Origin of the sequence: Pseudomonas sp. IT-P176 (assembly GCF_949767245.1) — a bacterium.
Classification (GTDB): Bacteria; Pseudomonadota; Gammaproteobacteria; order Pseudomonadales; family Pseudomonadaceae; genus Aquipseudomonas.
In genome coordinates this window covers 22202-32650 of record NZ_CATKPN010000061.1, presented here as the reverse complement: position 1 = coordinate 32650, position 10449 = coordinate 22202, and the positions used below count along the sequence as shown (strand labels likewise).

At 65.7% G+C, this 10449-nt stretch carries 8 protein-coding genes; 1 reads left to right on the top strand and 7 read right to left on the bottom strand.

Features of this window, described 5'->3' with window-relative positions; all coding sequences use genetic code 11:
* Positions 1-394: 394 nt before the first annotated feature.
* From ACM6IP_RS18580 to ACM6IP_RS18550, 7 genes are all read right to left on the bottom strand, one after another.
* Positions 395-2203 (bottom strand): dipeptide ABC transporter ATP-binding protein, encoded by a 1809-nt coding sequence (locus ACM6IP_RS18580; RefSeq protein ID WP_414862043.1) that lies wholly within the window; start codon positions 2201-2203, stop codon positions 395-397.
* Positions 2200-3039, bottom strand: a complete 840-nt coding sequence (locus ACM6IP_RS18575; protein WP_414862042.1) for an ABC transporter permease — start codon at positions 3037-3039, stop codon at positions 2200-2202. Before ACM6IP_RS18575 ends, ACM6IP_RS18580 begins: the two co-directional genes overlap by 4 nt.
* A 10-nt stretch (positions 3040-3049) precedes the next feature.
* Positions 3050-4108: an ABC transporter permease gene (locus ACM6IP_RS18570; protein WP_414862041.1), complete on the bottom strand. Its 1059-nt coding sequence runs from the start codon at positions 4106-4108 to the stop codon at positions 3050-3052.
* Positions 4101-5666 (bottom strand): ABC transporter substrate-binding protein, encoded by a 1566-nt coding sequence (locus ACM6IP_RS18565; RefSeq protein WP_414862040.1) that lies wholly within the window; start codon positions 5664-5666, stop codon positions 4101-4103. The genes ACM6IP_RS18570 and ACM6IP_RS18565 overlap by 8 nt, the downstream gene beginning before the upstream one ends.
* 11 nt (positions 5667-5677) lie before the next feature.
* A complete protein-coding gene (locus ACM6IP_RS18560; RefSeq protein ID WP_414862039.1) occupies positions 5678-6871 on the bottom strand; it encodes an LLM class flavin-dependent oxidoreductase in 1194 nt (397 codons plus the stop codon).
* Positions 6872-6980: 109 nt separating this feature from the next.
* Complete coding sequence (locus tag ACM6IP_RS18555) at positions 6981-7712, bottom strand: class II aldolase/adducin family protein (protein WP_095169058.1); 732 nt, start codon at positions 7710-7712, stop codon at positions 6981-6983.
* Positions 7713-7727: 15 nt separating this feature from the next.
* Positions 7728-8783 carry an ABC transporter substrate-binding protein gene (locus tag ACM6IP_RS18550; RefSeq protein WP_414862044.1) on the bottom strand — a complete coding sequence of 352 codons (1056 nt, stop codon included), beginning with the start codon at positions 8781-8783 and terminating at the stop codon, positions 7728-7730.
* 331 nt (positions 8784-9114) lie between these two features.
* Between ACM6IP_RS18550 and ACM6IP_RS18545 the strand changes: the two genes are divergently transcribed.
* Positions 9115-10362, top strand: coding sequence for an acyl-CoA dehydrogenase family protein (locus ACM6IP_RS18545; RefSeq protein ID WP_414862038.1), 1248 nt, complete (start codon positions 9115-9117; stop codon positions 10360-10362).
* Positions 10363-10449 lie beyond the last annotated feature (87 nt).

Genomic DNA, 10449 nt, shown 5'->3' with positions numbered 1-10449 from the left:
TGCGGTGCTTGCAAATCCTGCATGCACCCACTGAACCTGTGGGAGCGGGCTTGCCCGCGAAAAGCCTGAGGGCGCTGCTGGGTAGCAGCCTGTACGCGTCATCGTTGACGACCATCGCGGGCAAGCCCGCTCGCACCGTTATTTGCGGTGCTTGCAAATCCTGCATGCACCCACTGAACCTGTGGGAGCGGGCTTGCCCGCGAAAAGCCTGAGGGCGCTGCTGGGTGTCAGACTGCACGCGTCATCGTTGACGACCATCGCGGGCAAGCCCGCTCCCACATTAGTAATTTGCAGTGCTTGCAGATCCCGCATACACCCACAGAACCTGTGGAGCGGGCGCCCGCTTGCGGCTTGCTCGCGATGGCGGTGGATCAGGCAGTATCCAAGCCCACGCCTACAACACCCCCGCCAGCGTCGGCGAGTTTTCCAGCAGCGTGCGGGTGTACGCTGCCTGCGGTTGGTCCAGCACCGCATCGACCCAACCCTGCTCCACCACTCGCCCGTGCTGGAGCACCACCACCCGGTCGGCGATGGCGCGGACCACGCCCAGGTCATGGGTAACGAACAACAGAGTCAGCCCTTGCGCCTGCAACTGACGCAACAACGCGAGGATCGACGCCTGCACCGAGACATCCAGCGCCGAAGTGATTTCGTCGCAGATCAGCAGGCGCGGTTGGCAGATCAGCGCCCGGGCGATAGCCACCCGTTGCCGTTCGCCGCCCGACAGGCTGTGGGGGTAGAGCGCGCCGACCGAAGCCGGCAGCGACACCCGCTCAAGCACCGCCGCTACCCGCTGACGGGCCTCGTCACCCTTGATTCCGAAGAAGTGCGCCAAGGGCCCGCTGAGGGTCTGTAGTACCGTCTGCCGGGGGTTCAACGCCCGGTACGGGTTCTGGAAAATGTACTGGATCTGGTGCCGGGACCCGGCCTCACGCTGCCGCGCCGCCAGGCTCAACTCCTGCCCGGCGTAATACATCCGGCCTTGGGCGTTCTCCCCCAAACCCGCTACCGCGCGGGCCAGGCTGGTCTTGCCGGAACCGGACTCGCCGACCAACGCCAGGCATTCCCCGGGCGCCACGCGCAACGAGACATCGAACAACACCTGGCGGTCGTAGGCCACGTTCAGCCCCTGAATGTCGAGCAACGCCGGTCGCTCAACCACCTCCCCGACCCGCTGCGCGCCCTGGCTGGCAATCAACTGCAACGCCTGCCGATGCGGGTCCAGGCACGCCACCTGCTGTCCTGGCGCGACCTCGTGCAACGCTGGCTCGGCCAGCGCACAGGCGGCAGTGCGCCGCGGGCAGCGTGCGGCGAAACCACAGCCGACTGGCCGCTGCCCCGGCGCTGGGGCGTGCCCGGCAATCGCCGCCAGTTCGCGACGCTGCGCCACATCCGGAATCGCCGCCAGCAAGCCCCGGGTATAGGGATGGGCCGGCCGGCTGAACAGCGCCTCACGGCTGGCGGTCTCGACGATGCGCCCGGCGTACATCACCATCACCCGGTCCACCAGGTCCTTGATCACCGCCAGGTCGTGGGACACATACACCGCCGCGACCCCCAGGCTTTTGCACAGCCGGCGCAAGGTGGCGAGGATGTGGGCCTGGGTGCTGACGTCCAGGGCGGTGGTCGGTTCATCCAGTACGATCAACTTCGGGCGCAGGACAAACGCCAGCGCCAGCATCACCCGTTGCTGCTGGCCACCAGACAGTTGGTGGGGAAAGCGCCGCAGGAAGTCCGGATCATCCGGTAGGCCGACGTCGCGCAAGGTCTCGCTGATGCGCTGGCGTTGCGCGCCGCGGTCCAGTTGCACCTGGTGGGCGCCGAGGGTTTCGCGCAGCAGGTTGCCGATGCGCAACGCCGGATTCAACGCCGTGGCCGGGTCCTGCGCCACATAGCCGATCAGGCTGCCCCGGGCCCGGCGCAAGGCATCGCCCTGCAAGGTCAGCAAGGCCTGCCCCGCCACCTCGACCCGACCGCCGACAATCCGCGCACCGCGTCGGGCGTGGGCCAGCAATGCCGTGGCCAGGGTGGTCTTGCCGGAACCCGACTCCCCCACCAGGCCGAGAATTTCCCCAGCCTGGACACTGAACGACACCCCGGACAGCACATCGACCTGGCCTTGCAGCTCGACGCGCAAGTCGCTCACCTGCAGCACCTGGGTGCTGAGCTTGTCTGGTGACTCAAAGCCTGCGAGCGCATTCATGGCTTTTCTCCAATCCGTGAACTGCTGCGGCCGATGCCTTCGGCCAGAATATTGGTGCCATAGGCAAAGATCCCGATCAGCACCGCCGGTGCCAGCACGGCCCAAGGCTGCACCAGCAATCCGGCCTGGTTTTCATTGATCATCAAGCCCCAGTCGGCAGTCGGCGGCGCCACGCCGTAACCGAGGAAGCTCAGGCCCGACAGCATGCCCACGCCCCAGGTCAGCATGTTGCCGAAGTGCACCAGCAGCGGTGTAAGGATGTTCGGCAGGATCTCGCGGAACAGGATCCGCCAACGCGAATAGCCCATCATCTGTGCGGCCTCGACAAACTCCTGGCCGGCCACCGCCACCGCGCTGCCCCGGGCCAGACGGATCACCCCAGGGGTGAAGGCAATCGCCACGGTAAGCACGATCAGCCACGGCGCGCGGCCGAGCATCGAGACGATCAGCAGCACCAGAATCAAGTCCGGAAACGCCAGCGAGACATCCGCCAGCCAGGTAATCAACTGGTCCAGCCGACGCCGGGAAAAGCCCGCCAGCAAGCCCAGGGTGCTGCCCACCAGCAGGGCGATCGCAGCGGCGGCCACGGACATCCACAGCACCGACCAACCGCCATTGAGCAGGCGCGACAGCACATCGTGCCCGAGGAAGTCATAACCCAGCCACGCCCCGGCCGTCGGCGCCCCATAGACCGTGCCGAGCATGTCGGTCGGCCCATGGGGCGCCAGCCAGGGGCCGCACAGCGCGAGGGCAATCACCAGCAGCGTGATCACCGCGCCTTTGCGGGTTTGCGTGTGTGCCAGCCAGTGCCAGCGAGTCACGGATAAGTCACGCATGCAGCACCTCTCACGGAGCCTTGGGAGTGGAGCGCCGCCACCAGGGCTGGATGCCCCGACGATTGCGCTGGATCAGGGTCACGCGCCGGGCCGTGCGCAGCTTGGGGGTGAGCAGCACGGTCAGCAGGTCGGCACACAGGTTGATCAGCACCACGCCCAGGGTGATCAACAACACGATTGCCTGGATCATCGGCAGATCGCGCATCTGGATCGCCGAATTCAGCGAGGTGCCGATGCCGGGGTAGCTGAAAATCACCTCGGCCAGCAACGCCCCGCCGATCAACGTGCGCAGGGTCAGCGCCACGCCCTGGATGGCCGGCACCAGGGCATTGGGCAAAGTGTGGCGCCAGACGATGCGCCACTCGGCGATCCCGCGCAGTCGGGCCGCGATCACGTAGTCGGACTCCAGTGCCTCGATCATCGAGGCCCGCACCATCCGCGTCAGGTACGGCAGCGCCGACAGGCTCAGGGCCAACACCGGCAACACCAGGTACTGCAACTGCCGCCACAGCGAACGGTCCGGGTCGATCAGCGACACCGCCGGCAGCACGTCCATGTGCGGCATGGAAAACAGCAGCACCAGGCCGATGGCCAACAGAAACCCCGGCGTCGCCTTGAGGAAGATCAGCCACGACAGGCTAATGCGGTCCAGGCGACTGTCGCGGCGCAACGCCAGGCTCACCCCCAACAGCAGCGCCGTCGGCACCACCAGGGCAATCACCCCGGCCAACAGCGCCAGGGTGTAGCCAAAACGCGTGAAGAGGATGCTCGCCACCGGCGCATTGGAGTCCAGCGACACCCCCAGCTCACCGCGCACGGCGTGCCCGAGCCAGCCCAGGTACTGCTCGAGGATCGGCCGGTCCAGGCCCAGTTGGCGTTGCAGGGTGAGGATGCTTTCCAGCGGCGCATCCGGGCCGAGAATCACCCGGGCCGGGTCCGAGGGCAGCGCCTGCGTGGCGATGAACACCACCAGGCTGATCACCCAGGCCGTCAGCAGGCCATAGCCGAGCCGGCCGATGAACCAGGCCAGCCACGCCGGTGTACGCGGTTGCTTGGAGGATTTATCCATGGTTCAACCACAGCTCGTCAAAGCGCCAGGAGGCGAACGTGGTTTGCTCGGGCAGCAGCCCGCCAACCCGGGTCGATGCCGCATCGAGCACGTCGTTGAAACCCCAGATCAACAAGCCACCGCGCTCGTGCTGGATACCCTGGGCTTCGTGCACCAGCACTTTGCGCTGGGCCAGGTCCGGTTGCGCCAGCGCCTGTTGGTACAGCGCACTGAAACGCTGGTCATGGAAATTGCTGCGGTTATAGATCGCCTGCGGTGCATCGTTGTGCAAGGCCGAGGCGAGAAAGCCGCGGGCCGGGGTCGAACCCGGCGACAGCAGCCAGTTCTCGCGCTGCGGCCCGTTGAACACCGAGCCGTCGACCTGGGTGACCTTGATCTGCACCCCGGCCTGTTTTGCCTGCTGGGCAAACACCAATGCCGCATTGACCCCCGGCCCCGGCGTGGTGGTCAGTTCGACCCGCAGGTCATCCTGCCCAGCCTGGCGCAGCAGCGAACGCGCCTGCTCCAGGTCATGGGGACGCTGGACGATGGCGTGGTTGTAGGTCGGGTCGTGGGGTGAGTACAGGTCATTGGCGATCCGCCCGAATCCGTTGAGGCCACGGTTCACCAGTTCCTGACGGTCGGCCAGCAGGCGAAAGGCCTGGCGCACACGCACGTCCTGGAACGGCGCCTTGGCCAGGTTCAGGTTGAACCCGGTAAACGAGGTGCTGGGCGACACGCAGAGCTGCAGCCGCGAATCGGCCTTGAGCAGCGCGCTGTGTTCAGCCTGCACACCGCTCGCGAGGTCGATCTGCCCGGCACGCAACGCCGCCGAGCGTGACACTTGGTCCTTGAACTCGATGATCTCCAGCTCGTCGGCATACGGTTGATTGGGCTTGTAGTAGTGCTCGAACCGGCTGTAGAGCGAGCGCTGGCCGGGGATGAAGCTCTTGAGCTTGTAAGGGCCCGCGCCCACCGGATTGCTGATCGGGTGGTAGTCGGTGGGCACGATGCCGCCAAAGCTGATCAGGGTTTCGTCCAGCGGGAAGAAGCTCTGGCCTTCCTTGAAGCGGATCTCGATGGTCCGCTCGTCCAGCTTGCGCAAGGCATTGCGGTCGATGGCCCCGACCAGGCCGGCAAACGGCGAAGCCAGTTTGGGATCGGTCAGGCGCAACAGCGAGAACAGCATGTCGTCGGCGCCGATGGTCTTGCCGTGGTGGAACTCCAGCCCTGGCTTGATACGAATGGTCCAGGCGCTGGCATCGGCATTCGGCTCGGCAAATTCGGCCAGGGCCAGGCGCGTGCTGACATCGCTGTTCCACTCCCAGAACTTGCTGTACAGCGCCCAGCCACGAATGATCCCGCCGCCCACCGGTTTGTGCGCGTCAAGGTTGCCGGACTGGTCGCCATCGATGATGCCGACCCGCAGCCGACCGCCGCGCACCGGGGTGCTGGAAAGCACGCTAGGCGTATCCACGGGGCTGTCGCAGCCACTGAGCAGACTGCTGCCCAGCAGCAAACCGCCGCCGACCACCAGACTGTTGCCGAGAAACACCCGGCGGGGAAAATCCTGATTCATGACGCGCTTCCTTATGCCTGCTCGGTGGTGCGCGGTGCTGTCCGGCGGCTGACGCCCAGGCGCGGCACGTCGAAGCCGTGGTCCAGGTCCAGCAGCGGGAACAGCAGGTCAGCCACTCGATGGGCTTCGTCGATCAGCGGGAAACCCGAGAGGATGAAGGCCGAGGTGCCCTGGGCCTCGTACTCGCGAATCCGTTCGGCCACTTGCTCGGCGCTGCCCACCAGGTAGGTGCCGGCGGCCGGGCCGAGGATGTTGAAACCGAACAGGCTGGGGCCGAGCCAGACGTTGGGGTAGATCTCCAGGTCCCGGGCCTTGGGCAGGCGTCCGGCGCGCAGGGTATCCAGGTTGCGTTGGGTTTGTGGGTCGTCGCTGTGGAAGCTGTCGAAGGTTTCACCGGCCGGCAACTGGCGCTCGACCGCGTTGCGCGCGGTCTGCAACGAAGTGCGTTGCAGCAGCTTCTCGGCGTGGGCCCAGGCCTCCTCCTCGGTTTCGCGGACGATGATCTGCAGGCGGGTGCCGAAGGTCAGTTCGCGGCCGATCTTCGCCGCTTCGGCGGCCACCTTGCGGAACTTGTCGCCGAGTTTTGGCGGGGTGTTGGCAAAGCTCAGGTAGACGTCGAGCAACTGCACTGAGTGAGCCACGCCGGGACCGGATGTCCCGGCGCCCCACAACGCAATACCGGGCTTTTGCCGGGGTGGATGCCAGCCGCCCAATGGATGGTTGGCGGCGCCCACAGCGCGGGGCGCAAGCTTGACGTATTGGCCGTTGTAGCCGCTGGTATCGCCGGCGTAGAAACCCTGGAAGGCGCGCCAGTATTCCAGGCTGAAGTCATAACGCTGATCGTGCGGGTAATGCACGCCGAGGGTGGCTAGGCCAGCGTCGTTGCCGTTGACTACGTTGAACAGCAAGCGACCATTGGAGAACTGGTCGAAGGTCAGTGCCCACTTGGCCAATACCGCCGGCGACAGCTCGCCCGGGTGCTGCGCCACGAGGAAGCGCAAGCGCTGGGTCGCATCGATCAGGGCGGCGGACACCGCCAGGCTTTCGTTGGGACTGGAGCCCAGCAACGCGCCGTAGTAACCCAGGCGATCGCTGGCCACGGCCAATTGCTTGAGGTGCTCGAAATCAGTCTGCCAGCGGCCCTCGGGCTCCCACGGATAAGGGCCGTCGGGGGTGGTGAGGTACCAGAGAATCTTGACTGCCATGGGTGTGTTCCTTTCGATGAGGTAGGAGCAAGGCTTGCCCGCGATGGCGCCCGTGAGCCCGGCATCGCGGGCACGCCAGCGCAGACAGGGGTGAGGGGTAATCAGCGGCTCAGCTACGCCGATCAATCGCCGGCACCAGTCCCAGTTCCGTGGCCTGGTCATACAGTCCGCTCATCTTCCATTGCTGGGTCAGTACGCCCGGGCCGTAGGCACGCGATCCGCCCAGGGCGTCGGCGAGCAACTGCAGTTGTGCGCCCTCCTCCAGCAACAGAATGAACTCGGCGGTGGCGCGCAGCCCCTGCTTGCCCCACACGGTGGAACCGCCGTTGGCTTCGAGGATCGCCAGGTTGAAGGGGTTCTCGGCGATCTTGTCGAGGATAAAATCCACTTCCGGCTGACGCCGGTCGATGTACACCGGCAGCTCGCGCGCCAGCTGATAGCGCTGCACCGGCACGTAATGGAACGGCAGCGTGCGGTGGGTCTGGGCCCAGGCACCGAGGTACGGCGAATGCACGTGGGACACGGTGGTGACATCGGGGTGGGTCTGGAACAACTTGGTGTAGCGACCCAGGCCACCCTTGCCCTTGCCGTAGATCACCTTGCCGGCGAAGTCGGTGACGGTGGCCTGCAGCGGTTGGCGGTAGTTCCACGGCCCGCCGTAGTTGACCGAGACCAGCAATTCCTCGCCCGGCACCCGCTCGATGAAGCCGACGGTACCGTTGGCGGTGATGGTGTTGGTTTCACGGAACACACTGAAGGCTTGTTCGGCCTCCAGCAGCACCTTGTCGATGAAAGCTTGCAGTTGTTCGCTGATCAGTTGTTCGTGGATGAGCACAGTCATGGCAGTTCTCCGGGTTCAGGCGCGGCGCTTGGCCAACAGTTCATGGGCGGCTTGCAAGGGGCGCGGGTCAACCCAGTCGGCGATGTCGAAATCGCCTTCGAGGAAGCCGTGCAGGTACAGGAAGTTTTTCTGGATCTGCAGGAACTCCAGGCGTTGTGCCGACAGGTCCGGGGCCAGGGTGGTATGGAAATCGCCACGATAGGCTTCGGCCACACCAGCGCTGCCGGCACGGGTCTCCTCTTCGAGAATGGCGTGCAGGGCTTCGCGGTTGTCAGCGGCCCAATCAGCCGCACTCAGGGTTTGCGCGAGGAACCGCACCACCAGCTCGAAATGGTTGTCCAGCAGGCTCTGGTGCACGGTGATCGGCCGTGGCGTGCCGTTGTTGATGCGGTAGCGCGGATCAGTGATCTGGTCCAGGTCAATCCCCACTACGAGCCCCAGCCGGCGCGCGGCGTCGGCTGCGGAAGCGCCCTTGACGTAGACCGCATCGACCTCGCCGCGCACCAGGTAATCCAGGCCCGACCACAGGCGTTGCAAACCTTCCTGCGGGTTGGCCGCCTGCTCCTGGTCCTGCAGTGCCACTTCCACCAGCTCGACGTCGTCAAAGCCCAGGCCAGCCAGGCTCAACGCGCCTTTGTAGCCGTGCAGGCTCATGGCCCGGGCGATGCTGCCGGGACGACTGTCGCCCCAGGCCGGCAAGGCCAGGCGCTTGCCCTTGAGGTCTTGCGCACTGCGGATACCGGAGTCCGGGCGAACCAGAATGGTCTGCCACTCCTCGATCCAGGTCAGGCCGATCAGCCGGCTCGGCGCCCCAGCGGCACGCGCCGCCAGTGCCGGAACGTTACCGCCTTCGCGAAACAGCCCCGGCAGTTGGTGATCGTAGTGATGTCGGCCCAGTTGCCGGGCCTCCTGCAAGGTCGAGACCGGCAGGCCGTCGGCGGCAAACTCTGCGCTGAGCCAGCCGAGTTTGTAGGCGATGCCCGAGGCGGTCGGCACCGGGCAGCGGGTGAACCAGATCTGCGCCAGCTCGGTCTCGGCAAGCGGGCTGGGGTGTTGGGCAGCAAGCGTCATGGGCAGCTCCATCGGGTTTTGCGAGTCAGTTGCCAAGGCCAGTGCAGCGTCCGTGCCAAGAGCGCCAAGCCCCGGTTTACCTGGGCTGGCGCCGCGCAGCGGGTTAACCACGGGGTTTGATTGCTGGCCTGTCAGCAGCATTGCGCGACCACTGCTGCTGGCTGCGCAGTCGCCTTCCGTGCACTGCTGCCCCAGCAACACCCCCGCGACCAAAGCCACGCCGGGCAAGGGTTTGCCGACCTTGGCGCACAACTTGCTCAAGGCAGTTCCAGCGCCTATCAACCACGCCCCCTCCTGCAGGAGCTGGCAATCCATTAGCCGAGGAATCGCTATGAGCAAGATCGAACCCCTACCCCACACGCTGGCCCCCGTACGCCAGTTGACCAGCGAGGCCGAGGCCATTGCCGTGGCCCGGGAGATTGCCCGGGAAATCGCCGCGATCGCAGCCGACGCCAGCCAGAACGGCCAGTTGCCCCGGCGCCAGGCGCAGTTGCTGTCGGACAGCGGCCTCACCGCCATCGGCGTGCCCAAGGCCTTTGGCGGGCTGGGCGCATCGGTGCAGACCATCGTCGAAAGCGTGCGCCTGATTTCCGTGGCCGATGGCGGGGTCGGCCAGTTACTGCAGATTCACAACGTAATGCTGCGGGGGATTTTCACCGGTTACCCGGACGCCGTGCGCGACCGCCTGGTCAGCGACGTGTTGGCCGGCAAGCGCTTTGGCAATGCCCTGGCGGAGGTCGGTGGCAAGAACAAATTTGCCCTCAAGACCCGGGTCGAGCGCCGTGCGGACGGCAAGCTGATCCTCAATGGCAGCAAGTTCTACTCCACCGGCTCCTACCTCGCCGAGTGGATCTCCCTGACGGCAGCTTCCGACGATGGCGGTGCCGGGGTGCTGCTCAATCGCAACACCGAGGGCTTGACCCTGGTGGATGACTGGGAAGCCTTCGGCCAGAAAAACTCAGTCAGCGGCACGGTGATTTTCGACAACATCGAGCTCGACGAACGCTTCGTGTCCCAGCGCAAAGGACCGATGAAGCGCACCGGCCTGACCTTCCCGCAGATCCTCCACGCCGCCATCGACACCGGCATTGCCGCCGGCGCCCTGGCCGCTGCCGTGGACTACCTCAAGCACAATGCCCGGCCGTGGGTAGAAAGCGGCGTCGAACACGCCAATGAGGAACCGCACATCATCAAGCAGATCGGCGAGTACGCGGTGGCCCTGCGCGGCGCCGAAGCCCTGCTGCGCGAGGCCGCACAGGTGTTCGACCAGCACGAACTGGACCCGGACAATAAAGAGCTGCAGGACGAACTGATCCTCTCGGTGGCCACCGCCCGCGCCCATTCGGATCGAGCATCGCTGCAGATCTCCAGCGACATCTTCTCCCTGCTCGGCGCCAGTTCGTCCCTGAGCAAATGGAACCTCGACCGCTTCTGGCGCAACGCCCGGGTGCACACCACCCACGACCCGATCCGCTGGCGCCTGCACCACGTCGGCAACTATTACCTCAACGGCGTCGACCCGGGCGAATACACCGCGATCCTCAATGCCAAGGAACAACAGGGCGCGACCCGCCGCTAAATCTCCCCCCACTCCATACCCGTAGGAGCAAGGCTTGCCCGCGATGGCGTGCTGGTGATCGCCATCGCGGGCAGCCTTGCTCCCACA

What these genes read in the sequence shown, in the direction of transcription:
- ACM6IP_RS18580 (WP_414862043.1), bottom strand. Translation starts at nt 2,203, where the DNA reads ATGAATGCGCTCGCAGGCTTTGAGTCACCAGACAAGCTCAGCACCCAG.
- ACM6IP_RS18575 (WP_414862042.1), bottom strand. Translation starts at nt 3,039, where the DNA reads ATGCGTGACTTATCCGTGACTCGCTGGCACTGGCTGGCACACACGCAA.
- ACM6IP_RS18570 (WP_414862041.1), bottom strand. Translation starts at nt 4,108, where the DNA reads ATGGATAAATCCTCCAAGCAACCGCGTACACCGGCGTGGCTGGCCTGG.
- ACM6IP_RS18565 (WP_414862040.1), bottom strand. Translation starts at nt 5,666, where the DNA reads ATGAATCAGGATTTTCCCCGCCGGGTGTTTCTCGGCAACAGTCTGGTG.
- ACM6IP_RS18560 (WP_414862039.1), bottom strand. Translation starts at nt 6,871, where the DNA reads ATGGCAGTCAAGATTCTCTGGTACCTCACCACCCCCGACGGCCCTTAT.
- ACM6IP_RS18555 (WP_095169058.1), bottom strand. Translation starts at nt 7,712, where the DNA reads ATGACTGTGCTCATCCACGAACAACTGATCAGCGAACAACTGCAAGCT.
- ACM6IP_RS18550 (WP_414862044.1), bottom strand. Translation starts at nt 8,783, where the DNA reads ATGACGCTTGCTGCCCAACACCCCAGCCCGCTTGCCGAGACCGAGCTG.
- ACM6IP_RS18545 (WP_414862038.1), top strand. Translation starts at nt 9,115, where the DNA reads ATGAGCAAGATCGAACCCCTACCCCACACGCTGGCCCCCGTACGCCAG.